Origin of the sequence: Mesorhizobium sp. M0514 (genome assembly GCF_040321145.1) — a bacterium.
In the GTDB taxonomy this organism is placed as follows: domain Bacteria; phylum Pseudomonadota; class Alphaproteobacteria; order Rhizobiales; family Rhizobiaceae; genus Mesorhizobium.
Genome location: NZ_JAMYQZ010000055.1, coordinates 16,185 through 43,054, shown reverse-complemented (window position 1 = coordinate 43,054; position 26,870 = coordinate 16,185). Strand labels below are relative to the sequence as shown.

Below are 26,870 nucleotides of genomic sequence, written 5' to 3'. Positions count from 1 at the left end.
CCCACCCTTCTACCTCATTTCTGCTTCGCCAACAGTTCTTTTGCGTCCTTGACGCCGAGTGCAGCCGGCCGCTCGCAGCTGGTCTGCATGGCGACGAACTTGCCGGTCTCGCCCGACCGCAACAGGCCGGTCATGACGTCGACGGCATGCAGCGCGAGCTCCATCGAGCAACGATGCGGCCGGCCCTCGGCGATCGCCAGCGCCATGTCGGCAAGGCCTGCGGTGCGGTAGTTGGCCATCATGCCCTGGCCGTGCATTTCGTTGGGCACGCCGAACGGATGCTGCCATTTCGGCAGTTTCTTCACCGGTTTTGCCGCCTTGGTTATGCGCACGTCGCCACCGAAGAAATTCGGATCCGGCACGAACACCGTGCCCGTCTCGCCATAGAGTTCCATCGGCGCGTGACCATGCGCCCAGACGTCCCAGCTGGTGTTGAGCGTGATCACGGCGCCGTTCTCGAACTCCAGCAGGCCGTGGATCGTTGTCGGCGTGTTGACCGGGATTTTCTCGCCCGCGCGCGGTTTCGACGAGATCGTGCGCTCCTTGGCAGGCGTTGTCGCGAAGGCCGCCACCTGCTTCACCGGCCCGATCAGCTGGATCAGGTTGGTGATGTAGTAGGGCCCGATGTCGAGCACCGGCCCGGCGCCCGGCTGGAAGAAGAAATCGGGATTGGGGTGCCAGTGCTCCATGCCGTGGCCCATCACATGACAGGTGCCGCTGGTGATCTTGCCGAGCGCGCCGGTGTCGATGAGGTTGCGCACCAGCTGGTGCGCGCCGCCCAGGAACGTGTCCGGGGCCGAGCCGATGCGCAGCCCTTTCTTCTCGGCGCGGCTCTTGAGGTCGAGCCCTTCCTTGACCGACAGCACGAACGGCTTTTCCGAATAGACGTGCTTGCCGGCATCGAGGATCTGCTTCGACACCCCGTAGTGCACCGCCGGGATGGTGAGGTTGACGATGATGTCGATCTCGTCATCCTTGAGCAGTTCTTCGACGGTCTCGGCGCGCAGCTTGAACTCCTTCGCCCGTGCCTTCGCCGCGTCCATGTTGATGTCGGCGCAGGCGCGCATCTCGATGCCGCGAAACAGCGGCGCCAGCGAGAAATATGCTTTCGAGATGTTGCCGCAACCGATGACGCCGATACCCAGTTTCTTTGCCATGATGATTGTTCCTAGTAAGCCTTGACGGATGCGAGCGAGCGGCTGGCGAAGCGCTCGATGTCGTTGGGGTTGTCCTGTTCCATCACGTAATATTTGGCCGCGCTCTTCGCCCGAAGTGTCTTGATCAGGCCGGCCCAGTCGATGGTGCCGTGGCCGACATCCGCCCAGCCGTCCTCGTCAAGGCCTTCGCCTGACTTGGCCATGTCCTTGACATGGACGGCGCTGATGCGCTTGCCGTGCTTTTCGATCCACGGCAGCGGATCAACGCCGCCGCGGACTACCCAGGCGACGTCCATCTCCCAGCCGATGTCGGGCGCAGCCGACAGGATGTGATCCTGCGGCACCGAGCCGTCGGCGAGTGTCTTGAACTCGAAATCATGGTTGTGCCAGGCAAAGCCGTAGCCGGCTTTTTTTGCGGTCTCGCCGACCTTGGCCAGACGCTCGCCAAAGCCGCGCCAGCCGGCAGCGTCGGCCGGCCGCTGCTCGGCCAGCAGATAGGGGCAGATGACGAGCGTGATGCCGAGTGCGTCGGCTGTTTTGCGTACGCCGTCGAAATCATTCTCCAGCGCATCGATCGAGAAATGTCCGGTCGGCATCGAAAGCCCGTTCTTGTCGAGTTCGGCGCGGAACGCCGTGGGGTCGTCATAGACGCCGCCGAAACCTTCGACTTCCTTGTAGCCGAGCTTGCCGAGCATTTTCAGGATGCCTTTCCACGGCTGGAAATTGCGGGCGCTGTAGAGTTGGAATGACCAGTTCATCGTCTCTGTCCGTTTCTTGGGTGGTTAAGGCTTGGGGATGTTTTCGGGGGATCGTTTTCGCGAGATCGTTTTAGGGGGATCGTTCTTGGGAGGATGGTTTGCGGATGATTCTAGAGGGTCACAGGCGATTGCCGGTCGCGGCGTCGAACAGCGAGGCGCGCGCCGGATCGAAACCGAACTGGATCGGATCGCCGCTGCGCAGCGTCCGTTCCGCCTCGACGCGGAAGGAGAGGTTGCGGCCGGCAAGCTTCGTCCACACCAGCGTGTCGGAACCCATCGGCTCGACGATCTCGACCGAACCGCCGGCGGAAAACGGCATCGACTTTGCAGCGTCACCGAAAGCGATATGTTCAGGCCGGATGCCCAGCACGCAAGCGCCGGCCGGGCGCTCCGTGCCGTCAAAGGTATAGCGATCGAGCGGCACCGAAACACCGTCGGTCCTGAACGCCGGAGCAGCACCGGCTTCCAGCTCCCCTTCGAGGAAATTCATCGCCGGCGAGCCGAGGAAGCCCGCGACAAACCGGTTGACCGGCCGGTTGTAGATCGTCTGCGGCGCGTCGAGCTGCTGGATGACGCCGCCGCGCATGACCGCGATACGGTCGGCCAGCGTCATCGCCTCGATCTGGTCGTGGGTGACGTAGATCATGGTGTTCTGCAGCTTGCGATGCAGAAGCTTGATTTCGACGCGCAGTTCCGAGCGCAGCTTGGCGTCGAGATTGGATAGTGGCTCGTCGAACAGGAAGACATCGACGTCGCGCACCAGCGCCCGCCCGATCGCCACGCGCTGGCGTTGGCCGCCGGACAAGGCCGCGGGCTTGCGCTGCAAAAGCGGCTCGATCTGCAGGATCTCGGCGGCGCGGGCGATGCGCTTGGCGATCTCGTCCCTGGGCACGCCGGCAACGCGCAGGCCGAACGACAGGTTCTTCTCCACCGTCATTTGCGGATAAAGCGCATAGGACTGGAACACCATGCCGATGCCGCGATCCTTGGGCTCTTCCCAGGTGACGTTCTTGCCCTTGATGAAGATGCGGCCTTCGGAAATATCGAGCAGCCCGGCGATGCAGTTGAGCAAGGTCGACTTGCCGCAGCCCGAGGGACCGAGCAGCACGATGAACTCGCCCTCTGCGACCTCGAGATTGAGGGTCTGCAGCACCGATACAGAGCCGAAATTCAGGGACAGATCCTGGATCGAAACGCTGGTGCCGCTGGCTGCCATCATCGCCATCACCCTTTCACCGCACCGGCGGCGATGCCGCGCACGAAAAGCTTGCCGGAAATGAAGTAGACGATGAGCGGCACGAGCCCGGTCAGGATGGTGGCGGCCATGTTGACGTTGTACTCCTTCACGCCTTGCACCGAATTGACGATGTTGTTGAGCTGCACCGTCATCGGATAGGTGTCGGGGCGGGTGTAGACGACGCCGAACAGGAAGTCGTTCCAGATGCCGGTCACCTGCAGGATGATGGCGACGACGAAGATCGGCAGCGACATCGGCGCCATGATCCGCAGGAAGATGCCCCAGAAGCCGGCGCCGTCGACCCGTGCCGCCCTGAACAGCTCTTCCGGCATCGAGGCAAAATAGTTGCGGAACAAAAGCGTGAGGATCGGCATGCCGAAGATGGAATGGACGATCACCAGGCCGCTGAGGCTGCCGTAGAGGCCGATCTCGCGCAGGATGATGACGATCGGATAGATCATCACCTGATAGGGGATGAAGGCGCCGACGATCAGGATGACGAAGAATGTGTCGGCGCCCTTGAAGCGCCAGTTGGCGAGCGCATAGCCGTTCACCGAGGCGATCGCGATCGACAGCAGCACTGACGGCACGGTGATGCGCACCGAATTCCAGAAGCCGCGCGAAAGCCCGTCGCAATTGAGGCCGGTGCAGGCGGTCGCCCACGCCTTCACCCACGGTTCGAACGTGATTTCGAGCGGCGGCGAGAAGATATTGCCCATCCGTATCTCGGGCATGCCCTTGAGCGAGGTTACGACCATCACGTAGAGCGGCAGCAGATAGTAGACCGCCACCACGATCAGCGTGCCATAGAGGAAGATATTGCGGCGCGAGAAGACATGCCGCGGCTTCGGCCCGCGCGGCCCGGAGGCTTCGCGCTCGGCGGCACCCGCGCTGGCTGGCAAAGGGACGGCCGGGTCAGCCACGCTTCCTGCCTCCGAATTCAAGGTAGGCCCACGGCACGACGACGATCACCACCGAGAGCAGCATCATGGTCGAGGCGGCGAAGCCCTGGCCAAGATTCTGTGCGAAGAACATGTAGTCATAGACATATTTGGCCGGCACTTCGGAGGCGATTCCGGGGCCGCCGCTGGTCTGGGCGACAACGAGGTCGTAGACCTTGACGATGCCCGACGCGATGATGACCAGCGTGGTGATGAAAACCGGCCGCATCATCGGGATGACGATGAACAGATAGGTCTTCCACATCGGGATCCCGTCTACCCGCGCCGCCTTCCAGATGTCCTCGTCGATGCCGCGCAGGCCGGCCAGCATCAAGCACATGATGAGCCCGGTGCCTTGCCACAGCGCCGCAATCGAAATGCCGTAGATGACGATGCTGGAATTGTAGAGCGGGTCGAAGTTGAAGCTCGTCCAGCCGAGGTCCCGCACCACATGCTGGATGCCGAAATCCGGATTGAGCAGCCACTGCCAGACGAGGCCGGTGACGATGAAGGAAAGCGCGAACGGATAGAGGAAGATGGTGCGGAACGTGTCCTCGAAACGGATCTTCTGGTCGAGAAGCGCTGCAAGCAGGAAGCCGATGACCAGTGAGAACACGAGCGAAATCGCGCCGTAGATCAAAAGGTTCTCGATCGAGATCAGCCAGCGCGGCGTCGCCCACAGCCGGTAATACTGGTCGAGCCCGGCGAAATTCAGCCGTGGCAGCAGCTTCGAATTGGTAAAGGAATAGAACACCGTCCAGACGGTGCCGCCGACGAAAACCACCGACGCGGTGAGGATCATCGGGATCGAGGCGACCTTCGCATTGATGTTGCGGAACAGCGGGTTGGGGCGTTCGCTCTTGCTCATCTCGTCAGCCGGCTGGGTAAGGGCGGTGCGATCCCGGCCCTGCTTTCGCAAGGCCGGGAGCGAGGTGTATTGCCTCCAACGTCAGTCTGCCGAAGCGATGAGGTCGGCGAAGCGCTTCTGCGCGTCTTCGATGGTCAGGTCCGGCTTGGCGAAGAATTCGGCGAAGAGATCTTCCTTCTGCTTCTGGGTATCCTGCGAAAGCAGTTGGTCCGTCCACGGGATGACGGCGCCCTTGGCGAGGATGGCCAGACCCTTCTTCATGCAGTCGTTCGCCGCATTGAGATCGACGTCACCGCGCACCGGCAGCGAGCCCTTCTTGAGATTGAAGGCGACCTGAGTCTTAGGGTCGAGCAGCGTCTCTGCCAACACCTCCTGCGCCTTGGACTTGTCGGCATCCTTGAGCAGCGGGAAATAGAAGGCGTCGCCGCCGGTGGCGATAACTTCGTTCAGACCGAGGCCCGGCAGGCAGGCATAGTCCTTGCCGGCGACCTTGCCGGCAACCTGGAACTCGCCTTGCGCCCAGTCACCCATGATCTGGCCGCCGGCCTTGCCGGTGATGACCAGATTGGTCGCCTGGTTCCAGTCCTGCACATTGGTGTTCTTCGCCATCTTGCGGGCATCGTCGGCGGCCTTGAAGACCTTGGCGATCTCGGGCCCAGCGGCGAACTTGGCGTCCTTGTCCTTGTAGACCTTGAGGAATGCATCGGTGCCGCCGACCGCCGCCAGCAGCACATCGAAGGCGCCGGAAGATTGCCAGGCCTGTCCGCCGACAGCGAGCGGGATGATGCCCGCCTTTTCCAGGGCGGGCGCTGCCGCCACGAATTCATTCCAGTCCTTCGGCAGCGGCACGCCGGCCTTCTCGAAGGCTTCGTTCGACAGCCACAACCACTGCCAGGAGTGGATATTGACCGGCACGCAATAGATCTTGCCGTCGATGGTGCAGCTGTCGAGCAGGCTCTTCGGCCGCACGATTTCCGTCCACTTGCCCTTGGTGGCGACATCGGTGAGGTCGCGCATCAGGCCGGCCTGCACCAGTTCTTCGGCCTGCCGGCCGTGATTGAACTGGGTGGCGCCCATCGGATCGCCGCCGGTGATGCGGCTGATCATGATCGGCCGTGCCGTGCCGCCGGATCCGGCAATGGCGCCGTCGACCCAGTGATTGCCGGTCGCGTCGAAGGCCTTGGCGAATTCCGCAACCGCCGCCGCCTCGCCGCCCGACGTCCACCAATGGGTGACTTCCAGGTCGGTGGCGGCCGCCGGGCCGGCAAGCTGAAGCGCGGCCGTCGCGGCAAGGGCAGCGGTCAAAAGTCTATAGCGCATTTCGGTTCCTCCCAGAATCTGAAACGTTACAGATTTTCGATACGGCAATTATGCGGTGCGTGCAACCCCTGAGATAAACGCGCTCGAATGTTTTTTCGAGGCGCGAACAAATTCGTTGCGTGCAAACCGGCAAACTCCGCGCAAAACCGGGTGCTGCGCTGTAAAATCATGCTGCAGCGCAAGAAAACCGTCTCGAACCTGATTCTCGCGCAACGTTTCTGGCCGCCAAAACCCTGCCAAAACCATGGCTTGAGAGACCCACGCGCTGCGATGTTGGAAATCTGTAACGTTTCAGTATATTGAGGCCTGACGGCGAAGAACCGTGCCACATCGTCATCGAAGCGATTGTCGGCTGGTCCGGCGGCTGCTATGCGCCTGACGGGGCGGGACGAATGGACAGGGACCAGACGGAGAAGGACGACGAGGCGGCGCATGAGCGGCCGACGCTGAAAACGCTTGCCTTCATGACCGGGCTCGGCGTCACCACCGTCTCGCGCGCGCTCAAGGATGCACCCGAGATCGGCGCCGAGACCAGGCGGCGGGTTCAACTCGTCGCCAGGCAGATCGGCTACCGGCCGAACCGCGCCGGCGTGCGCCTGCGGACTGGCAAGACCAATGTTATCAGCCTCGTGCTCAATACCGAGCGCGAGATCATGAGCTTTGTCTCGGACATCATCTACGGCGTCTCGGAGGTCATTGCCGACACACCCTATCACCTGATCGTCACGCCCTACTCGCGCTCGCAGGATCCGCTGGACCCGGTAAAGTATCTGGTAGAGTCCGGCTCGGCCGATGGCGTCATCATCTCACGCACGCAGCCCAACGATCCGCGCGCCCGCTACATGCTGGAGCGTGGCATACCCTTTGCCACGCATGGCCGCACCGATATGGGGCTTGTCCACCCCTATCACGACTTCGACAATTACGCCTTCGCCGCCGAAGCGGTGCGCCATCCGGCCGGCGCCGGCTGGCGCTGGTAGCGCCGCCGGTCGGGCTCACCTATTACGACCACACGGTCAATGGCTTTGCCGACGCACTGAGCGAGGTCGACGCCAGCGAAGTGCCGTTCAACGCTGTTTCGATCGACCAGTCGATCGATCAGATCAGGACGCGGACCGCGCAGTTGATGCGCCGCGACGTCAGGCCGGACGGTTTCGTCAGCAGCGCCGCCGCAGCAACGCTGGCCATCGTCGCCGGCATCGAGGATGCCGGCCTGAAACTCGGCCGCGACGTCGATGTCGTGTCCAAGCAATCGTCGGAACTGCTGCATCTGTTCCGCCGGGAGTTGCTGATCGTCAACGAAGATTTCCGCCTCGCCGGCACCGAGCTTGCCCGCGCCGTGCTGGGCTGGATAGGCGGCGCGGCACCTGGCTCTTTGCAGACTGTGGTCAAGCCGGGCGACGTCGTCGCGTATCAGGGCTGACTGGCACGACCTGAGAGGTCCGCCTCACCTGACCCTATCCGGCCGCTCCACTTCCCCATGGCCCATGGAAAGCGCCCTGCTCGCCGATCCGCTCGAAGCCATGCGCGCCGAAGAAGTCGCGCTGCGCCTGGATCAGGTTCGAGGTGCCGCGGCCCTGGCGGTAGCTGTCAAAATAGGCAAGTGCCGACGCCAGTGCAGGCACCGGCGAGCCTGCTTCCGATGCCTTGGCAACGGTGCGCCTAAGCGACGGATGCGCCTCCTGCATCATGGTGGTGAAAGCCGGCGCCATCAAAAGGTTGGTGGACGCGCCGCCCGAGCCGAAGGCTTCCGCCATGGTGTCGAGCATCTGCGAGCGGATGATACAGCCGGCACGCCAAATCTTGGCGATGGTCGGCATCGGCAAGTTCCAGTTGAACTCCTTCGAGGCGGCGCTCATCACCGCGAAACCTTGTGCATAGGCGGCAATCTTGCCGGCGAGCAGCGCCAGCTCCAGGTCTTTCAGAAGTGCCGCCTTGTCGCCGGAGATCTTGGTGACGCCGATATTGCCATAGGCTTTTTCGGCCGCCTGCCGCTCATCCTTGATCGAGGACAGCACGCGGGCCGCCACCGCCGCCTCGATGGCCGTCGCCGGAATGCCGAGCTGCTGCGCCTCGATGACAGACCATTTGCCGGTGCCCTTCTGGCCGGCACGGTCGAGGATGATGTCGACCACCGGCTTGCCGGTCTTTGCATCGTCAGCGGCCAGCACCCTGGCGGTGATCTCGATCAGATACGAATCGAGCCGGCCCTTGTTCCAGTCCTCAAAGACCTTGCCGATCTCCTTCGGCCCCATGCCGAGACCGTCACGCAGGATACCGTAGATCTCGGCGATCATCTGCATGTCGGCATATTCGATGCCGTTGTGGATGGTTTTCACGAAATGCCCGGCGCCGTCTGTGCCGAGCCAGGCAGCGCACGGTTCATCCTTGAACTTGGCCGAGATCGCGGTCAGCACGCGTTCGACGCGCTTCCAGGAGTCTTCGGTGCCGCCGACCATGATCGACGGCCCGTGGCGCGCGCCTTCCTCGCCGCCCGATACGCCCATGCCGATGAAGGTGAGACCCGAGCCCGACAGTTCCGAAAAGCGCCGCATCGTATCGCGGAAATTGGCGTTGCCGGCATCGATGACGATATCGTTGTCAGACAACACGCCGCGCAGCGCTTCGATCTGTTCGTCGACCGGCTTGCCGGCCAGCACCATGATGATGACCGGGCGCGGCGGCTTGATCGCAGCTGCCAGTTCCTCCAGGCTGTAGCAGGGCACCACCATGTCCCTGAGCGAACCGGCGCCTTCGAGGAAGGCATCGGTGCGCGCCTTGGTGCGGTTGAAGACGGCGATGCGGTGCCCGTGCTCGGCAATGTTGAGCGCGAGGTTGGAGCCCATTGTGCCAAGGCCGATCAGGCCTATTTCGGCTTTTTCCATCGTTTCTTCCCTGCTTTCGGATTTTGTTGAGGCCGCGTTTTTCGGGATGCCCATTTTTCGGCGAGATGATTGACGGGCCTTTCGCGCCACGTCAACCGCCTCGCCGAATTGTGTTGCGTCTGCGTTGTGTCAGACCGAGTCAGGAAGGGTCAGTTGGTGACCAGGCGACGCCTTGCCGATCGAACATATGACGTTAGGTTGAACTTATGGCAGTCAAACGGATGGACAATGTCGGAATCGTCGTCGATGACCTCGACGAGACGATTGCCTTCTTTCGCGAGCTCGGCCTCGAACTGGAAGGGCGGGCGACGATCGAAGGCGAGTGGGCCGGACGTGTCACCGGGCTCGGCGATCAGCACGTCGAGATTGCCATGATGCGCACACCGGATGGCCATAGCCGGCTCGAGCTCTCCCGCTTCCTCACGCCGACGGTCGTCGCCGATCACCGCAACGCCCCGGTCAATGCCCTGGGCTACCTGCGCGTCATGTTTACCGTGGACGACATCGACGATACGCTTGAAAGGCTCCGCAAGCGTGGCGCGCAGCTGGCCGGTGAAGTCGTCCGTTACCAGGACGTGTATCGGCTCTGCTACATCCGCGGGCCGGAAGGGCATCTCATCGGGTTAGCCCAGGAACTCGGCTGAGCGCCCTTCGCAGGCGGGCTGAATATCACTCGGCGCGGATATCGATCGGCGCTTCGATCTTTACCACTTCGAAATCCGAAACCAGAATATCGAGCCGCGCCGTCCAGCGGCCTGGAATCGGAATGACGAGATTATCGACGCGCCAGGTGCCGTCGCCTGGCTTGGTCGCCGGACGCTTGATCGGCTCGATCCCCGAATCGGGCTTGGACAGCACCAGCGTCACTTCCTTGGCGTCGAGCGGGCCGAAATCGCCATCCATGATGACGATGGAGGCGGTGACCTCCCCGGTATGGCCGGGCGTGATGTCGATGTCGGCCATCGCCTTCATAGTGTGGATATGGGTCGACGTCGGTTGTGCCGCGGCGATTGCCAGCGCCCGTGGCGGCGGCGTGAAGCGCCAGCCGGCGGCAACGCCGAAGATCAGGAGCACGATCAGCATTTCGACTGAGATCGAGCGGCTAAGCCGTCGCCGCACTTCCGTCGCTCCGGCCTCGGCCAAGGCGGTGAGCCGCCATCGATTGACCGCCGCCAGCGTGAACAGAAACACCAGCAGCGCCAGCTTGATCAGCAGCAGCCGGCCATAGGCGGTGTTGACCAGTGCCGCCGGTGTCTGCACCTGGATGATGGCGAGCACCACACCGGCGGCGGCAAGCACTACCACCACGGGCATGATCGCGCGCGAAAACCGCCGCAGGAACGCCCCGGCTTCCACCGATTGGCTGCTCAACGCCAAGCCGAGCGGCAGCAATGCTCCAGCCCAGAAAGCGATGCCGGCGCCATGCAGGAACACCATAGGCCGCGTCAGCCATTGCGGTTCGGCTGCACTGGCATGGCCGCTGGCGGCAAGGGCTGCACCCACACCGGCCAGCCCGGCGAGCGCCAACGGCCTGGCGCCGGCACGCGATCCGACCAACGACAGCAGGCCAAGCCCGAGCGCCGCCAGCGAAATCAGCACCGTCCAGCCGAAGCTGGTGCCAAGCGCCGTCCGCCAGACCACCGGTTGCGCCAGCCGGGCGAGTGGCGCGCCCAGCGCGTCCAGCCCCTGGAACCCGAGCGACAGGGGTGCTGCGACCAGCCCGCAGAGGATGGCGGCAATGACGAAGCGCTGGCCTGAGCGCTGGCCTTGCGCCAGCCATGTCAGCGCGAAGGCGCCGCCAATGCCGAGGAAAAGCCCGATGTAGAGAAGAACCTTGCCGGTCCAGATCGCTGACCGCAAATCTATATCGACAGCTTCCCCCACCGCCGGCGCCGCACTTGGCGCGCCAACGGAAAACAGCACCGAGCCGCCGACCGGATGGCCATCGGCGGAAATCACCCGCCAGCTCAAGACGTGGGTGCCCGGCCCGAGGTTTTGTGGATTGTCGATCTCAACCGTTTGGTCGCTCAACCGAAACGAGGTCAAAGCGACAGGCGTACCGTCGGGCCGCACCAAGGTCAGCACCAGCGGCGACACAGGCTCGCTGAAGGTCAGCGAAAATTGCGTCGGCGCTCGCTCCAGAACCGCGCCGTCGGCAGGCTCGGCCTTGATCAGCGCCGCATGGGCAAAGGCCTGGTTTGGCGTGGCAAGGACGGCAAGCAGCAGGATCGCGGCCAGCAAGCTGAAGCACCTGCCGGCTGTCCGTTCTATCCGCTGGAAACAGGCCACGTTCATGCCATCCACCAAAACAGTGGCGCGCCGCTTCGAGGCAGCGCGCCGCCAATGCATCATTTCTTCGGCAGCAGGTTGAGGCCGGGCGCCGGATCTTCCAGCGCATCCTCATCCTGACCAGCCGCCGGAATCTCTATCCAACGCGCGGTGGCGCCATCGCATTCCTGCACCACCGGAAAATAGAGTTTTTGCCCGGCCGGCAGATCGGCGGCCAACGTGCCGCGGAAGACGAACTCGTCATAAAATTCATCCGGCAGGCTGCCGCCGCTCCAGTCGACTTCCTTGACGCCCGAGGTCACCGCCTCGCCATAGAGCTGGTAGGATTTCTCGTACTTGCCTTTCTTGACCTGCAGCGTCCAGCCCGGCTTCGGCATCGGCTTCACTCCGATCACCCCTTCCGGGATCTGCACGCGCACGGCAATCGTCGCCTTGCCGTCGCAGCCATGCGGCACCCGCAGCACGGCCTTGTAGGTCGAACCGACCGGCGCTCCCTGGGTTTCGAGCGTGATATGGCCGAAGGCAGCGCTCGTCCCCAGGACAAGGAATGCAGCGGCCGGCAAAAGATACTTGTTCATGATGGTCTCGAAAAATCGGTTGGCAAATTGATTGGTCAGTCGTTGTCTTCGAGGGGTGGCGCGCTGCCTATGGCTTGCACGGCAAACTCGACGGTCACGGTTCCGGCCTTCTCGAAAGTCAGCGTGGCGGCAAACATCTGGCCTTCTTTAGGCGGCTGCTTCAAATCCATGAACATCACGTGGTAGGCGACAGGACCCAGCGTGATCTTGCCGCCCGCCGGAATGTCCAGGCCGCCACTGACCGGGCGCATGGTCATGACGCCATCCTTCACCCCCATTTCATGCAGTTCGGCCTTCCCCGAAATGTCGGAGGAAATCGACAGCAGCCGGTCTGGTGCGCTGCCCTTGTTGACGATGGTGAAATAGCCGCCGGCAACCTTGGCGCCGGCTGGCGTGGCACGGGACCAGGGATGCTCGATCTCGATGTCACCGGCCTTGAACTCATGCGCAAGGACGGAATGGGCGCCGACGAACAACAGTGCAAAGGCAAAGAGGGCGCTGCCGAGACGCTGCTCGATAGTGGTGAAGATAGGGGTGCTGCGGCGCAACGCGCCGGCATGACGAAAACGGGACATGGGTAGGCTCCATGAATATGAGGTCGCGCCTTTGTCCGGCTGCGAACGAGTTTATCATTGGATGATTATCGCCCGCGCGGGTTACGCCAAGCGAGCGGCGGTTTTTCAGCCCGCAAGCGGCGGGGCGCGCGGATTGGCCGGAGAGCGCTCACGCGTAACGTCGGGATGCCTGACTGCCGGCGGAAGAAACGCGACTGTTTCAAAAGACAGGCTCACCGGCGCCACGCCGACGCCTGCTGGCGGCGCATAGGCGACGGAGGCCATGCTGCAGCCGAGCATGCAGCATGCCGGCATGTGCGGCTGGTGCGGATCGCCGCCGGGAAGCTGGACCGCCCCCTCATGTTTACAGATGACGTTGCCGAAAACGTCGAGTTGCGAGGCATCCGGCGCAATGCCGAAAGCAAACACGCCGAGCGTCGACTGGAGCAGCAGCACACAGGCCGCGACAAAGGCGGCCATCATGCTCCATCTCTTACGCCGGAAGTCCAAAGACCTGCCTCTTCACGCAGCAACGCTTGGATATCTAGCACGCGGCATGTCGGCGGAAAATCGCCAAATCATCGCTGCGGCAACGCGGCGCGTTCGATCCATGTCGCACAAAAGGGCGCAGCGGTTTGGGATAACGGCATGAGGCAAAGATCTTGTGCGCATAACCTCCCTTCGGACGCGCGCTCAGGAAGCCGGGCGGCCGCCGATTTCCGGGATCGACGTCAACAACGTGTGGCGTGCCGACTTCAGATGCGTGCGGCAGGCGGCGTCGACCTTGCCGAGATCGCGCGATTTCAGCGCCGCGATGTAGGCGAGATGCTCGCTCACCGCGACTTCGTTGCGCTCGCGCTCTTGCGCCTTGTTCCACTGGTAGTGGTAGTGAAAGATCATGGCGATGACGTCGTAGAAATCGACGATGAAGCGGTTGTGCGACGCCCGGTGGATCAGCCGATGGAAGCGCTCGTCTAGCTCAGAGAATTCGTTGAAGCGGATGGCGATTTCGCTGGCCAGAAGCCGGTGCTCGTCTTCCAGCCGGTCGAGATCCGCCCAGACCGGACTATCCCCAGGCAAGGCGGCAAAGGCCGCCGCCGAGCGTATCTCGAACATCTCGCGGATTTCAGTGAGTTCGAGCGCGAAGGCTCGCGTAAATCCTTTCAGCACCCAGTGGCTGTTGCGCCGCTTCTCGATCAGGCCGAAGCGGGAGAAGCGGATAAGGAACTCGCGCACGCTGGTGGTGCCGACGCCTATCTCGCGCGCCAGTTCGAGCTCGTTGATCTGCATGCCGGCCTCGGCGCCGCCGGCCAGCAACCGGCGCATAAACGACCGCTCGATGATCTGGGCCAGTGTGTCTGTCTCCTCCTCAGGGAAGAAATCATCCGCCTTCGGCGCCCTGAGCACTGTCTTGCTGCGTTTGTTCCACGCGATCAGCCCGGTCTCTTCCATGCGCGCCAGAATGGTGCGCACGGTCGTGCGGCTGACGCCGAGCAAAGTGCCCAGTTCCGGCTCCGACGGCAGGCTCTGGGTCTCGTCGAGCAGCCGCAGACCCCTGTTGTAAGCGTCCTTGTAGACGTTGTTGCTCTTCGACATCCCTGCCCCGTTGCGCGCCGGCGCTTGCTGTGGCTGGCTTGAAGCGCGATATCACATATGTCCTGGCGCTCACCCGGCAAAGCAAAACGCTCTGCGTGTCAGACGCCGCTCCCCACAAGCCAAGCGTCCATCGGACGCATGGTCTCCTCCTGAAAAAACAATTGACGCACAAATGTTTTTTCACGATAAAAGACATTATATGTAAACAGACGCGTGTCAATCCGCGCATCCCCAGGAACAGACCCAGGAAACTGCCCGTGAACGCCTCGAACAGCATTCTTCTGTCCCCCGCCGACAATGTCGCGGTCGCCAATGGCCGCATCGAGATCGGCACCCCTCTGCCCGGCGGCGCCGTCGCCACGGCCTTGATCGAGCCCGGCCACAAGGTGGCGATCAAGCCTATCGCCGCCGGCGAGGCGGTGGTCAAGTATGCCCAGGCCATCGGCCGCGCCACCCAGGACATCGCGCCCGGCGACCACGTCCATTCGCACAATCTGGTCTTCGAGTCCGGCCGTCTGCCGGTCGTGCCGCCGAGCGAAGCGGAGCATGCCACCGAAGCTGACCGCGCCCGGACATTCATGGGCTATCGTCGCGCCGATGGCCGTGCCGGCACGCGCAACTTCATCGGCATCATCGCCAGCGTCAATTGCTCGGCCACCGTCTGCCACGCCATTGCCGACGAGGCCAACCGCGTGCTGTTGCCGAAATATCCGGGGATCGACGGCTTCGTCCCGATCGTCCATGGCCAGGGCTGCGGCATGAGCGGCACCGGCGACGGCATGATGGTGCTACACCGCACACTCGCCGGTTACACCCGCCATCCGAATTTCGGCGGCGCGTTGATGGTCGGCCTCGGCTGCGAGGTCAACCAGCTCACCCTTTACGGCCAGAAGGGTGCGGCGGCGGGAAAACGCCATTTCAACATCCAGGACGCCGGCGGTTCGCGCAAATCGGTCGCAAAGGCGATGGGCGTGCTCGTCGAAATCGCCGAGGAAGTCGGCCAGTATCAGCGCGAGCCGATCCCGGTCTCGGAGATCGTCGTCGGCCTGCAATGCGGCGGTTCCGACGGCATGTCGGGCATCACCGCCAATCCCGCGCTGGGAGCGGCGGTCGACATCCTGGCCGGCGTCGGCGGCATCGGCATCCTGTCGGAGACGACGGAGATCTATGGCGCCGAACATCTGCTCGCCTATCGCGCGGCAACGCCGGAGATCGCCAAGAAGCTCGACGGTTTCGTCAAATGGTGGGAGGACCATGTCGCCAAGCACGGCGCCTCGATCGACAACAACCCCTCGCCCGGCAACAAGCGCGGTGGCCTGACCACCATCCTGGAAAAGTCGCTGGGCGCCGTGGCCAAAGGCGGCCAGACTCCGCTCAACGGCGTCTTCGGTTATGCCGAAAAGGTCACCGGCAGTGGCCTGGTGTTCATGGACACGCCCGGTTACGACCCGGTCTCGGCGACCGGTCAGGTGGCGGGCGGCGCCAACATCATCGTCTTCACCACCGGCCGCGGCTCCTGCTTCGGCTGCCGGCCCACGCCGTCGATCAAGGTCGCCACCAACTCGACCATGTACCACCAGATGGAAGAGGACATGGACGTCAATTGCGGCGTCATCGCTTCGGGTGAGAAGACCATCGCCGGCATGGGCCGGGAACTCTTCGAACTCATCGTCGAGACGGCATCGGGCCGCAAGACCAAGAGCGAGGCGTTCGGCTACGGCGACAACGAGTTCGTGCCGTGGCACCTCGGCGCGACGCTCTAACCACCGACGAAAAAAGCGGGCTGCAAAGACGGCTCACAAGGGGAGGCTGTGGATGGACAAACGCCGCATCGGCACGACTGCGCTCGAGGTCACTGAGATAAGCTTCGGCGGGGCGGCGATCGGCGGGCTCTACCGGGCCTGTCCGCGCGAAGCGGCGATGGAGACGCTGCAGACAGCCTGGGATGCCGGCCTGCGCTATTTCGACACCGCGCCCTTCTATGGCTTCGGCCTGTCGGAGCGGCGGACCGGCGACTTCCTGCGCTACAAGCCGCGGGATTCCTATGTGCTGTCGACCAAGGTCGGCCGCCTGTTCCGCCCGGTGCCGGAAGACCAGGTTCCCGATCATTCCTATGTCGACCCGCTGCCTTTCGCGCTCGACTACGACTACTCCTATGACGGCATCATGCGCTCGGTCGAGTTCTCCTATGCGCGGCTCGGGCTGAACCGGATAGACATCCTGTTTGTGCACGACATCGGCACCTACACACATGGCGTCGAGAAGACGAAGCTGCACTTTCGCCAGCTGATGGACGGCGGCTTGAAGGCGCTGGACGAGCTTAAAACGTCGGGTGTAATTTCCGCCTATGGGCTCGGCGTCAACGAGGTGCAGATCTGCCTCGACGTGCTGCGCGAAGCACCGCTCGACTGCATCCTGCTGGCCAGCCGCTATTCGCTGCTCGACCGCTCGGCTGAAGCCAAGTTGCTGCCGCTGTGTCGTGAGCGACAGACTTCGCTGATCATCGGCGGCGTCTTCAACTCCGGCATCCTGGCGACCGGACCGGTGCACGGTGCGCATTTTGACTATCTGCCGGCGACGCAGGACATACTCGAGCGTGTCGGCGCGATGGAGAAAATCGCTGATGAGGGCGGATATCCGCTGGCGGCGGCTGCATTGCAGTTTCCGCTTCAGGAGCCTGTCGTGGCCAGCGTGCTGACCGGAACGGCCAAGCCCGCCAACCTGACGCGCAACCTCGACCTGTTCGACGTCCAGGTGCCGCAAGCGGAATTCGCCCGCTACGCACCCTACACCATCGTGCAGGAGCTCGGCTGACGAAACGCCACGTTCACGCGGCTCTCAAGAAAGAATGAATATTCCATATTGACTAGACAGTGGAATTAATATTCCATGACGATCGAGGAGGCCCGGGAGCGTCTGGGCGTGGCACTGAGGATCGGCAGGAAGGTTTCCCCGCCAAGCCATGCGCAGGCCGATATGAAACACCGCTTGCGTCGGCCGGACCGATGCACTATCAAAAAGCGGCAACTGTTTTTTATTGATAAAGGTCTGTTTGGGCCGCGCCTTCCCAAATGGAGCTTCCGCAACCTTCACCGGGCGATCTAGGGAGGATTCCTAATGAAATTCGTGACCAGCATTCTCAGCCGCCGCTCACTGATGGCACTTGCTGCCGCCTCGATGCTTGCCGGCACGCTGCACACGGCGCCGGCTTCGGCGGCGGACGTGACCATTCCGATCATCGTCAAGGACACCACGTCCTTCTACTGGCAGATCGTCCTGGCCGGCGCCCGCAAGGCCGGCAAGGATCTCGGCGTCAACGTACCCGAACTCGGCGCCCAGGCTGAAACCGACGTCAACGGCCAGGTTTCGATCCTCGAGAATGCCGTCGCCGGCAACCCGGCCGCGATCGTCATCGCGCCGACCGAATTCAAGGCGCTCGGCAAGCCGATCGATGAAGCGGCCAGCAAGGTCAAGGTCATCGGCATCGACTCCGGCGCCGACTCCAAGGCGTTCACCTCGTTCCTGACCACCGACAATGTGCAGGGCGGACGCGTCGCCGCTGACGGTCTTGCAGCAGCCATCGGCGAAGCCAATGGCGGCAAGATCGAGGGCGACGTCGCCCTGATCACCAACGCGCCGGGCGCCGGTTCGCTGGAGCAGCGCAAGCAGGGCTTCACCGAGCAGCTGGCCGCGAAATATCCGGGGCTCAAGCTCGTCGCGGACAAATATGCCGACGGCCAGGCAACGACCGGTCTCAACATCGCCACCGACCTGATCACCGCCAACCCGAACCTCAAGGGCATCTTCGCGTCCAACCTGATCATGGCGCAGGGCGTCGGTCAGGCTGTCGCCGAGAACAACCTTGGCGGTAAGCTGGCGCTGGTCGGCTTCGACAGCGACGAGAAGCTGATCAAGTTCCTCAATGACGGCGTCATTTCCGCGCTCGTCGTCCAGGATCCGTACCGGATGGGCTATGACGGCATCAAGACCGCGCTCGCCGCCTCGAAGGGCGAGAAGGTCGAGGCCAATGTCGACACCGGCGCCAACCTGGTGACCAAGGCAAACATGAAAGACCCCAAGATCGACGCCCTGCTCAACCCGAAGCTCTGAGCCCGTCAGGCAAAAATCGTTTCCGGGGCCTCGCGCCCCGGAAACACCGGATACCAGCTTGAATATCCACCGGCTTGGAATCACCTCGGCGATGTGGCTGACTGCATCGCGACGTGCCAACCGTAAGGCCAACCTGGGAGGATTGTCATGACGCCCACGGCGCAGGAACTGCACCCGGCCCCAACGCTAGCGCCCGGCAGGACGATCCTCGAACTGCACGGACTGGAAAAGCGCTATCCCGGCACGCATGCGCTGAAGCCCGTTCACCTTGCCTTCAAGGCAGGTGAGATCCACGCCATCGTCGGCGAGAACGGCGCCGGCAAATCCACCTTGATCAAGCTTCTGACCGGCGTCATGCCGCGCACCTCCGGCGATGTCATCTGGGAGGGCAAGCCGGCAGCGCTGGCAACCCCGCACGAGGCGATGGCGCTGGGCATCAACGCCGTGCATCAGGAGGTCGTGCTCTGTCGCCATCTCACCGTCGCCGCCAACATGTTCCTCGGCGAGGAGAACTCGCGCTTCGGCATCCTGCAGCAGCGCGCCATGGTCAAGGAAGCGCAGAAGATCATCGACGGTCTCGGCTTCGATCTGCCGGCGCATGTCATGCTGGGTGACCTCACCATCGGCCAGCAGCAGCTGATCGCCGCCGCCCGCGCCACCGTGCGCGGCACCAAGTTCCTGATTTTCGACGAGCCGACCGCCTATCTCACCCGCAAGGAAGCCGACCAGCTGTTCACGCTGATCCGCAGGCTCAAGGGCGAAGGCGTCACCATCATCTACATCAGCCATCGCATGGAAGAGGTGTTCGAACTCGCCGATCGCGTCTCGGTGCTGCGCGACGGCACGCTGGTCGGCACCCGCAACATTGCCGAGACCAATGACGCCGAGCTGGTCAAGATGATGATCAACCGCTCGATCGAGCAAGTCTACCACAAGGAGCATTTCACCCTCGGTGCCGTGATCGTTGAATCGAAAAACCTGTCGGGCAAGGGCTTCGAAGACGTCTCGATGACAGTGCGTGCCGGCGAGATCGTCGGGCTCTATGGCCTGATCGGCGCCGGGCGGAGCGAGTTCGTCACCACGCTCTATGGCCGCCACAAGAAGTCGGCCGGCCAGATCCGCTGGCAAGGCAAACCGGTGCTGATCAATTCCGAGCACGACGCGATCAAGCTCGGCATGGCGCTGGCGCCGGAAAGCCGCCGCGACCAGGGCCTGTGCCTGAACCTGCCGGTCGGCCTCAACCTCAACCTGCCGATCTACAAGCGCATCTCCAACAACCTGCTGATTTCGAACACGAAGGAAAAGGCCGAGGCCGATCGCCAGATCGCCGGCCTCCGCATCAAAACGCCAACACGCGGCGCACTGGCCTCCAGCCTGTCCGGCGGCAACCAGCAGAAGATCGTTATCGGCAAATGGCTGGCGCACGGCGCCAAGCTGTTCATCTTCGACGAGCCGACCGTCGGCGTCGATGTCGGCACCAAGGCCGAGATCTACCGCTTGTTCGGGGAACTCTTGTCCAAGGGCGCCGGCATCATCCTGATCTCGTCCTATCTGCCCGAGGTTTACGAGCTCGCCGATACGCTGCACGTGTTCCGGCGCGGCAAACTGGTGGCGAGCCACGGTTTTCGCGCCGCTAGCCACGAAGACGTGCTGACGCAGGCGATCGGCTGACAAAACAAGAAACGGGAGGAACCATGAGCATCGAAACCGTCGCGATCGAAAAACCGAAACGGAACTACAACGTCCTGTTCGGGCTGACGCTTCTGGCGTTGCTGGTTCTGCTCTGGATCGTGCTGTCGGTGGCGACGCCGAGCTTCGCCTCCTCCAACAACATCGCCAATCTTTTGCGGCAGGGCTCGATGATCGCCATCATGGCGGTCGGCCAGACCTTCGTCATCATCACCGGCGGCATCGACCTCTCGGTCGGCGCCGTGGTCGGCTTCGCCACCGTCATTGTCGCCATGATGATCAATGCCGGCTTCCCGATCTGGGTCGCCATTCTGGTGACGCTGCTGGTCGGCGTTGCCATCGGCCTGTTCCATGGCTTCGGCATCGTCAAGATGGGCCTGCCGCCCTTCATCATCACGCTGGCGACGCTGACCTCGTTGCGCGGCATCGGCCTGTTGATGACCAACGGCAACTCGATCAACATCAACAGCGACAGCTTCACCGCGTTCTCGCGCAGTTCCTTTGTCGGCATCCCCAATCTGTTCTGGATGGTGATCCTGGTCGGCATCCCGGCCTACATCTTCCTGCACCACAGCCGCTGGGGCCGCTATCTCTTCTCTGTGGGATCCAATGCCGAGGCCTCGCGCCTCTCGGGCGTCAATGTCCAGCGCACCATCTACATGGCCTATACGCTGTCGGGCCTGTGCGCGGCCTTCGTCGGCGTGCTGCTGGCGGCGCGCATCGGCATCGGCAACCCGACCCAGGCCGAAGGTTGGGAGTTGCAGGCGATCGCCTCATCGGTGATCGGCGGCACTTCGCTATTCGGCGCCGTCGGCTCGGTGCATGGCCCGCTGCTCGGCGCCTTCATCCTGGCCACCATCAACAACGGTGCCAATCTGCTCAACGTCAACTCGTTCTGGCAGCGCATCATCACCGGCGCGTTGATCATCATCATCGTCTATTTCGACGGGCTGCGCCGTCGCGGCAAGTAATCCTCCCTGACCTTCCGTGTCGGTCCGCTCAACAACGGACCGGCGCCTTTTTGAACACTGGAATTGCCGAATGAAAGCTGTTGTCTGCCGCTCGCCCGGCGAGCTTGTCCTGGAAGACCGGCCGGCGCCAGGAGCGCCGCCTGCCGGCTGGGCGCTGGTCGCCGTCAGCCATGTCGGCATCTGCGGCACCGACTACCACATCTTCGAAGGCAAGCACCCGTTCCTCGCCTATCCCCGCATCATGGGCCACGAAGTGTCGGGCACCGTCGTCGAGACCGGCGAAGATGTCGATCTTGCCGTGGGCGAGCCCGTCATCATCAATCCCTATCTCGCTTGCGGAAAATGCATCGCCTGCCGGCACGGCAAGCCGAATTGCTGCGTCAGGATCGAAGTGCTTGGCGTCCATCGCGACGGCGCCATGGCCGAGCAGATCCTGGTGCCGGCGCAGAATCTTTATCCAGCAAACGGCTTGTCGCTGGCCGATGCGGCGGCGGTGGAATTCCTCGCCATCGGCGCGCATGCCGTGCGGCGTGCCCGCGCCGAACCAGGCGCCCGCACGCTGGTCATCGGCGCCGGGCCGATCGGCCTTGGCGCAGCGCTGTTTGCCCGCATCGCCGGGCTCGATGTCAGCCTGCTCGACATGAGCACGGAGCGGCTGGATTTTGCAAAAGGCGAACTCGGCTTCGCCACGCTCGACGGTTCACAACAAGCGGCAGCCGAACTGGTGCGCGAGGCAACCGGCGGCGAAGGGTTCGACGTCGTCTTCGACGCCACCGGCAACACCGCCTCGGTGCAGTCGGCCTTCGCCCATGTCGCGCATGGTGGCACGCTCGTGCTGGTCAGCGTCGTCAAGGACGACATCGTCTTTTCCGATCCGGAATTCCACAAGCGCGAAATGACATTGATCGGCAGCCGCAACGCGCTGAAAGTCGATTTCGACCACGTCGCCGCCTCGATACGCAACGGCGCCGTGCCTCTGGCAAAACTCGTCACCCACCGCACCACGCTGGCCGGCACGCCGGATGATCTCGCCCGCTGGGCGCATGAGAAATCGGGGTTGATCAAGGCTGTGATCGAGGTGGGGTAAGACATCCGAAAAATTTGGTGGAGCGATAAGTGCCGAGTTAAGGCAGATCGCATACCTCGGCGATTTGCGAAAAGGCCCGTCGCTTCCTCATCCACGGGCGGAGCAAGGAGCGAAGCGACGCGGCGCAGACCCGAGGATTCATTCGGTGACGTCTGCGCTAGAATCCAGCGGTGCAAAAAGAGGCGTCCATTCGCATCTCCTACCTGCACCGCTGCGGCGCGCGACAGTCGCGGCATGGGTCCTCGGGTCTCCGCGTCCGCTGCGCTCCCGCTCCGCCGTGGATGAGTAAGTGAGCGGCTAAGCCGCCCGCTTCCACCCATCCCTGATATGCTTGTACCCCTCGCGATAAACCGCCTCCGGCGTCTCGGAAAAATCCCGCCACACCTTGGTCGCCGCCGCCAGATCCTTCAGCGATCTGCCAAACGCCTCGATCGTCAGCCAGTCGTCATAGCCGCTCTTGCGGATGGCCGCGAAAGTCTCTTTCCACGGAATGTTCCCGCGCCCCGGCACGCCGCGATCGTTCTCCGAAATGTGGATGTGCACGACATTCCGCCGGTGCTTCATGTAGGCGCCGATCGGGTCGGCCTCCTCGATATTGGCGTGGAAGGTGTCGTACATCGCCTTGATGTGCGGCCGGTCGATGGCGTCGACGTGCTCGGACAGATCGGCCATCGTGTTCAGCAGATAGCACTCGAAACGGTTGAGCGCCTCCAACCCGATGGTAACGTTCCGCTTGCCGGCATGATCGCCAATGGCGCGCTGCGACGCGATCGACCGCTTCTTCTCGGCCGCCGTCGGCCCGCTGCCGGAGAAGGCGCCGAGCGTCGAATGCAGCGGCCCGCTCAGCGTACTCGCGCCGAGCGCCTGGGCGCAATCGATCGCCCATTTCATATAGTCGATGCCGGCCTTGCGGGTCGCGGCATCCGGCGAAATCAGATTCATCGCCGGGTCGCCCATCGCCGTAACAGCCGTGCGCTCCAACCCGATGCGGTCGAGCAAATCGCCAAGCTTCTTGTAGTCTTCTGGCGTGCCTGAGAAGATCGGTATCTCGACGCCCTCGAAGCCGGTCGCCTTGATGTCGCGCAGCAACGGCTCGTGTTTTTTAGACACGGAAGTCGTCCACAAAAACATGCACATGCCGATTTTCATCGACAGCCCCTCCCCATTTGACGACGCTCGCTGGTTTCTTTCGCACCTCGCACCATGCGCCCTCATTCGGCCGCTTAGCGGCCACCTTCTCCCCGAAGGGAGAAGAGACTTGGCGCCGGCGCTACCTAAAGTTTCGTCCACGCCCCGTTCTTCTTCGACGACTTCACGCAGGCCTCGATGAACGCCATACCTTCGACGCCGTCCTGGATGGTCGGGAACACCACGTCCTTGCCCGGCTTGCCGCCCTTCTTGCGTGCCGCGCGGATCGCGCGCGCCGCCTCCTGGTAGATGTTGGCGAAGCCTTCGAGATAGCCTTCCGGATGGCCAGACGGAACGCGGCTGACGCGTCCCGCAACCGGCAGCGCGCCGGCGCCGTTGCGGGTGAGCAGCTGCTTGGGCTGGCCGAACGGCGTGTACCAGAGATAGTTCGGATCGGCCTGCACCCATTCCAGCCCGCCTTTCGAGCCATAGATGCGCAGCTTCAGCCCGTTCTCGTGGCCGGGCGCCACCTGGCTTGCCCAGATCATGCCCTTGGCCGGATGCACCTTGCCGACCGGCTTGAAGCGCAGCATGACATTGACATTGTCGTCGAGCAGTCGCCCCGGCACGAAAGCGTCGAGATCGGCCGACAGGGAATCGAGCTCCAGACCCGAGACGAAGCGCGCCAGATTGTAGGCATGCGTGCCGATGTCGCCGAGCGCGCCGCCCGCGCCCGCCTGCTTGGGGTCGGAGCGCCACGCCGCCTGCTTCTGGCCGGTGGCGGCAAGATCCTCGGTCAGCCAGTCCTGCGGGTACTCGGACTGAACGATGCGGATGTCGCCAAGCTGCCCCTTGGCCACCACCTCGCGCGCCTGCCGGATCATCGGATAGGCAGTGTAATTGTGCGTCAGCACGAACACCTTGCCGGTCTTTTCAACCACGGCCGCGAGCTTCTTGGCCTCGGCCAAAGTCGTCGCCAGCGGCTTGTCGCAGATGACGTGGATGCCCGCCTCGAGGAAGACCTTGGCCGCCGGCACGTGCACATTGTTGGGGGTGACGATCGCCACCGCCTCGATGCCGTCCGGGCGCTTGGCCTCGGCCTTGGCCATCTCGGCATAGGAGGCGTAGCTGCGCGCCGGGTCGAGACCGAGTTCGGCGGCGGAAGCCTTGGCGCGCTCGGGATTGGCCGACAGGGCGCCGGCCACCAGCACGAAGTCATTGTCCATGCGCGCCGCGATCCGGTGCACCGCGCCGATGAAGGCGCCTTGGCCGCCGCCGACCATACCATAGCGGATCGGGCCGCCCCCCGCTTCCGACTTCGATGCGCCGACCATGTCTTTCTCCTGCTTTGTGTCAAATACCCATCATGGCGCGCAGCATCTTCTTGTCGGTGGTGCCGCCGGCGAAATCATCAAAGGCCTTTTCCGTCACCCGGATAATGTGGTGCTGGATGAAGGGCGCGCCTTCGGCCGCGCCGTCCTCCGGATGCTTGAGGCAACACTCCCACTCCAGCACCGCCCAGGAATCGTAGCCATACTGGGTAAGCTTGGAGAAGATGCCGCCGAAATCGACCTGCCCGTCGCCAAGCGAGCGGAATCGCCCCGCGCGATTGGTCCAGCTCTGATAGCCGGAATAGACGCCTTGCCGCCCCGTCGGATTGAACTCGGCATCCTTGGCATGGAAGGCCTTGATCCGCTCGTGATAGATGTCGATGAATTCGAGATAGTCGAGCTGCTGCAAAAGGAAATGTGACGGGTCGTAGTTGATGTTGCAGCGCTTGTGACCGCCAACCGCATCTAGGAACATCTCGAAGGTTGCGCCGTCGAAGATGTCCTCGCCAGGATGGATCTCGTAGCCGACATCGACGCCGTTTTCGTCATAGACGTCCAGGATCGGCTTCCAGCGTGTGCCGAGCTCGGCGAAGGCCTCCTCGATCAGCCCGGCCGGCCGCTGTGGCCAGGGATAGAGGTACGGGAAAGCTAGGGCGCCGGAAAACGTCACCGAGGCTTTCAGGCCAAGATTCTTCGAGGCCTTGGCGCCGAACTCCATCTGTTCGACCGCCCATTTCTGCCTGGCCTTGGGGTTGTTGTGCACCGCAGGCGGTGCAAAGCCGTCGAACTGGGCATCATAGGCCGGGTGCACCGCCACCAGCTGCCCTTGAAGATGCGTCGACAGTTCGGTGATCTCGACGCCGGCATCCGCGCAGATGCCTTTCACCTCGTCGCAATAGGTCTTGGAAGATGCCGCCTTCTTGAGGTCGAACAGGCGTGCATCCCAGGTCGGGATCTGCACGCCCTTGTAACCGAGACCGGCCGCCCATTTGGTGATCGAGGCCAGCGAATTGAACGGCGCGGTATCCCCCGCGAACTGCGCCAGAAACAGCCCCGGACCCTTCATTGTCGACGGCATCGGCATCCTCCCAATTCATTTTTCCAAGGACAAAGCATAGCGTCTGATGAAAGCAGGGCCAGCCTCTTTGGTCTCTCGTGATGTGCATTCTCGTATCGGCATTCTGGTATTACCAAATACCGAAAATGGGTCAAGCCATTTGACTCACGCGCAAAGCTGCCAGGGCATTCCATTTTTGGCGATATATACCAGCATAATCAATACGGTACACAGATGTCGATATCGCATGGCGGCGGTTCTTGCCGCGCGACAAAAATTGCTGTAGACCTCCATTAGGGCCCAATTGGTCGAACCAGTTGCGCAAAAACGCTGGAGCGCCTTGGGGAGGAAACACGCGACGCGCCTTGTGGGGCGCGTCGCAGGCGAACTGGCACAGACGAATTCTGGGAAGGATAGACCATGCATCTTTCGACGCACAACTGGATGCGCGCGGAACCGTTGGAGGTGACGCTGAAGCGCATCAAGAAATTCGGCTACGAGTCGATCGAGATTTCCGGCGAGCCCGAGCAATACAAGACCAAGGAGACCCGCGCGCTGCTGAAAGAATACGGCATCCGCTGCTGGGGGTCGGTGACGCTGATGCTGGGCGAACGCAACCTTGCCGCCAGGGACCAGGGCCAGCGCGAACGCTCGGTGCAGTACGTCAAGGACGTGCTGACCATGGTCAGCGAACTTGATGGCGAGATCATAACGCTGGTGCCCGCGACCGTCGGCAAAGTGGTGCCGGACGGCACCGAGGAAGAGGAATGGAAGTGGGTGGTCGACGCCACCCGCGAATGCTTCACCCATGCCAAGAAGGTCGGCGTCAAGATCGCGGTCGAGCCGCTCAACCGCTTCGAGACCTATCTGTTCAACCGCGGCGCGCAGGCGTTGGCCCTGGCCGATGCGGTCAGCCCCGAATGCGGCGTCTGCCTCGACGCCTATCACATCCATATGGAAGAATTTAACGTCCATGACGCGATCCGTCAGGTCGGCAAACGGCTGTTCGACTTCCACGTCGCCGACAACAACCGCTTTGCCGCCGGCCTTGGCCAGATCGATTGGCCACGGATCGTGCAGACGCTGAAGGAAGTCGGCTATGACGGCGCGCTGACCAACGAATTCGTCGCGCCCGTCGACCGCACACCCGCCGCGCCCTATCCCGACATGGTCGACCGGAATCCGGTCGACATTTCTCCCGAACAGCTGAAGTTCATCCAGGATCACGGCTCCAGCGTGCTGACGGAGAAATTCTACACCGACCAGATGCGCATCACGGCCGAAACGCTGCTGCCGCTGATCAAGTAGCCGATC

General features: G+C 62.9%; 24 protein-coding genes and 1 pseudogene. 10 read left to right on the top strand and 15 right to left on the bottom strand.

Going from position 1 to position 26,870, the window contains the following annotated elements; genetic code table 11:
* Window positions 1-14: 14 nt before the first annotated feature.
* From NKI61_RS21405 to NKI61_RS21380, 6 genes are all read right to left on the bottom strand, one after another.
* On the bottom strand, window positions 15-1,157 hold the full coding sequence (locus tag NKI61_RS21405) for a Gfo/Idh/MocA family protein (protein ID WP_023683032.1): 1,143 nt from the start codon (window positions 1,155-1,157) through the stop codon (window positions 15-17).
* 11 nt (window positions 1,158-1,168) lie between these two features.
* Window positions 1,169-1,915, bottom strand: coding sequence for a sugar phosphate isomerase/epimerase family protein (locus tag NKI61_RS21400; protein ID WP_352840688.1), 747 nt, complete (start codon window positions 1,913-1,915; stop codon window positions 1,169-1,171).
* 118 nt (window positions 1,916-2,033) lie between these two features.
* Window positions 2,034-3,134, bottom strand: a complete 1,101-nt coding sequence (locus NKI61_RS21395; protein WP_502899911.1) for an ABC transporter ATP-binding protein — start codon at window positions 3,132-3,134, stop codon at window positions 2,034-2,036.
* Window positions 3,135-3,139: 5 nt separating this feature from the next.
* Window positions 3,140-4,075 (bottom strand): carbohydrate ABC transporter permease, encoded by a 936-nt coding sequence (locus tag NKI61_RS21390; protein WP_023669802.1) that lies wholly within the window; start codon window positions 4,073-4,075, stop codon window positions 3,140-3,142.
* Complete coding sequence (locus NKI61_RS21385; RefSeq protein ID WP_023683029.1) at window positions 4,068-4,961, bottom strand: carbohydrate ABC transporter permease; 894 nt, start codon at window positions 4,959-4,961, stop codon at window positions 4,068-4,070. Before NKI61_RS21385 ends, NKI61_RS21390 begins: the two co-directional genes overlap by 8 nt.
* Window positions 4,962-5,042: 81 nt before the next feature.
* Window positions 5,043-6,281, bottom strand: a complete 1,239-nt coding sequence (locus tag NKI61_RS21380) for an ABC transporter substrate-binding protein (RefSeq protein WP_023683028.1) — start codon at window positions 6,279-6,281, stop codon at window positions 5,043-5,045.
* Window positions 6,282-6,673: 392 nt separating this feature from the next.
* Between NKI61_RS21380 and NKI61_RS21375 the strand changes: the two are divergent.
* Window positions 6,674-7,704: pseudogene (locus tag NKI61_RS21375) on the top strand (LacI family transcriptional regulator).
* Window positions 7,705-7,738: 34 nt separating this feature from the next.
* Here NKI61_RS21375 and gnd read toward each other — a convergent pair.
* Complete coding sequence (gene gnd / locus NKI61_RS21370; protein ID WP_023704233.1) at window positions 7,739-9,166, bottom strand: NADP-dependent phosphogluconate dehydrogenase; 1,428 nt, start codon at window positions 9,164-9,166, stop codon at window positions 7,739-7,741.
* 206 nt (window positions 9,167-9,372) lie between these two features.
* On the opposite strand from gnd, the gene NKI61_RS21365 reads away from it, so the two are divergent.
* The gene (locus tag NKI61_RS21365) at window positions 9,373-9,810 is read left to right on the top strand and encodes a VOC family protein (protein ID WP_023692002.1); all 438 of its coding nucleotides are present in this window, start codon (window positions 9,373-9,375) and stop codon (window positions 9,808-9,810) included.
* Window positions 9,811-9,835: 25 nt separating this feature from the next.
* On the opposite strand, the gene NKI61_RS21360 is transcribed toward NKI61_RS21365, so the two are convergent.
* The 5 genes from NKI61_RS21360 to NKI61_RS21340 all read right to left on the bottom strand — a co-directional run bounded on the left by NKI61_RS21360 (window position 9,836) and on the right by NKI61_RS21340 (window position 14,183).
* Window positions 9,836-11,461 (bottom strand): copper resistance CopC/CopD family protein, encoded by a 1,626-nt coding sequence (locus tag NKI61_RS21360; protein ID WP_352840687.1) that lies wholly within the window; start codon window positions 11,459-11,461, stop codon window positions 9,836-9,838.
* Window positions 11,462-11,514: 53 nt separating this feature from the next.
* Window positions 11,515-12,033 (bottom strand): YcnI family copper-binding membrane protein, encoded by a 519-nt coding sequence (locus NKI61_RS21355; RefSeq protein ID WP_352840686.1) that lies wholly within the window; start codon window positions 12,031-12,033, stop codon window positions 11,515-11,517.
* A 35-nt stretch (window positions 12,034-12,068) separates the two neighbouring features.
* The gene (locus tag NKI61_RS21350) at window positions 12,069-12,608 is read right to left on the bottom strand and encodes a copper chaperone PCu(A)C (RefSeq protein WP_352840684.1); all 540 of its coding nucleotides are present in this window, start codon (window positions 12,606-12,608) and stop codon (window positions 12,069-12,071) included.
* Window positions 12,609-12,713: 105 nt separating this feature from the next.
* Window positions 12,714-13,070, bottom strand: coding sequence for a DUF2946 family protein (locus NKI61_RS21345; RefSeq protein WP_352840683.1), 357 nt, complete (start codon window positions 13,068-13,070; stop codon window positions 12,714-12,716).
* 210 nt (window positions 13,071-13,280) lie between these two features.
* Complete coding sequence (locus NKI61_RS21340) at window positions 13,281-14,183, bottom strand: GntR family transcriptional regulator (protein WP_352840681.1); 903 nt, start codon at window positions 14,181-14,183, stop codon at window positions 13,281-13,283.
* Window positions 14,184-14,440: 257 nt separating this feature from the next.
* Between NKI61_RS21340 and NKI61_RS21335 the strand changes: the two genes are divergently transcribed.
* From NKI61_RS21335 to NKI61_RS21305, 7 genes are all read left to right on the top strand, one after another.
* Window positions 14,441-15,946: a UxaA family hydrolase gene (locus tag NKI61_RS21335; protein ID WP_352840679.1), complete on the top strand. Its 1,506-nt coding sequence runs from the start codon at window positions 14,441-14,443 to the stop codon at window positions 15,944-15,946.
* A 52-nt stretch (window positions 15,947-15,998) separates the two neighbouring features.
* Window positions 15,999-16,997, top strand: coding sequence for an aldo/keto reductase (locus NKI61_RS21330; protein ID WP_352840678.1), 999 nt, complete (start codon window positions 15,999-16,001; stop codon window positions 16,995-16,997).
* A gap of 75 nt (window positions 16,998-17,072) precedes the next feature.
* Entirely contained in the window at window positions 17,073-17,288 is a 216-nt protein-coding gene (locus NKI61_RS21325; RefSeq protein WP_352840677.1) for a hypothetical protein, read from the top strand.
* A gap of 12 nt (window positions 17,289-17,300) precedes the next feature.
* On the top strand, window positions 17,301-18,293 hold the full coding sequence (locus NKI61_RS21320) for an ABC transporter substrate-binding protein (protein WP_352840675.1): 993 nt from the start codon (window positions 17,301-17,303) through the stop codon (window positions 18,291-18,293).
* A 147-nt stretch (window positions 18,294-18,440) separates the two neighbouring features.
* Window positions 18,441-19,964 carry a sugar ABC transporter ATP-binding protein gene (locus tag NKI61_RS21315; protein WP_352840674.1) on the top strand — a complete coding sequence of 508 codons (1,524 nt, stop codon included), beginning with the start codon at window positions 18,441-18,443 and terminating at the stop codon, window positions 19,962-19,964.
* Between the two features lie 23 nt (window positions 19,965-19,987).
* Window positions 19,988-20,953, top strand: a complete 966-nt coding sequence (locus NKI61_RS21310) for an ABC transporter permease (protein WP_023683015.1) — start codon at window positions 19,988-19,990, stop codon at window positions 20,951-20,953.
* A gap of 70 nt (window positions 20,954-21,023) precedes the next feature.
* A complete protein-coding gene (locus NKI61_RS21305; protein ID WP_352624914.1) occupies window positions 21,024-22,040 on the top strand; it encodes a zinc-binding alcohol dehydrogenase family protein in 1,017 nt (338 codons plus the stop codon).
* Window positions 22,041-22,337: 297 nt separating this feature from the next.
* Here the strand turns inward: NKI61_RS21305 and NKI61_RS21300 are convergent, their stop codons facing one another.
* From NKI61_RS21300 to NKI61_RS21290, 3 genes are all read right to left on the bottom strand, one after another.
* A complete protein-coding gene (locus NKI61_RS21300) occupies window positions 22,338-23,189 on the bottom strand; it encodes a sugar phosphate isomerase/epimerase family protein (protein ID WP_352840671.1) in 852 nt (283 codons plus the stop codon).
* A gap of 125 nt (window positions 23,190-23,314) precedes the next feature.
* A complete protein-coding gene (locus NKI61_RS21295; RefSeq protein WP_352840670.1) occupies window positions 23,315-24,502 on the bottom strand; it encodes a Gfo/Idh/MocA family protein in 1,188 nt (395 codons plus the stop codon).
* Between the two features lie 19 nt (window positions 24,503-24,521).
* Window positions 24,522-25,577, bottom strand: coding sequence for a sugar phosphate isomerase/epimerase family protein (locus tag NKI61_RS21290; RefSeq protein ID WP_023726430.1), 1,056 nt, complete (start codon window positions 25,575-25,577; stop codon window positions 24,522-24,524).
* A 399-nt stretch (window positions 25,578-25,976) separates the two neighbouring features.
* On the opposite strand from NKI61_RS21290, the gene NKI61_RS21285 reads away from it, so the two are divergent.
* Window positions 25,977-26,864 carry a sugar phosphate isomerase/epimerase family protein gene (locus tag NKI61_RS21285; protein ID WP_023669836.1) on the top strand — a complete coding sequence of 296 codons (888 nt, stop codon included), beginning with the start codon at window positions 25,977-25,979 and terminating at the stop codon, window positions 26,862-26,864.
* Window positions 26,865-26,870 lie beyond the last annotated feature (6 nt).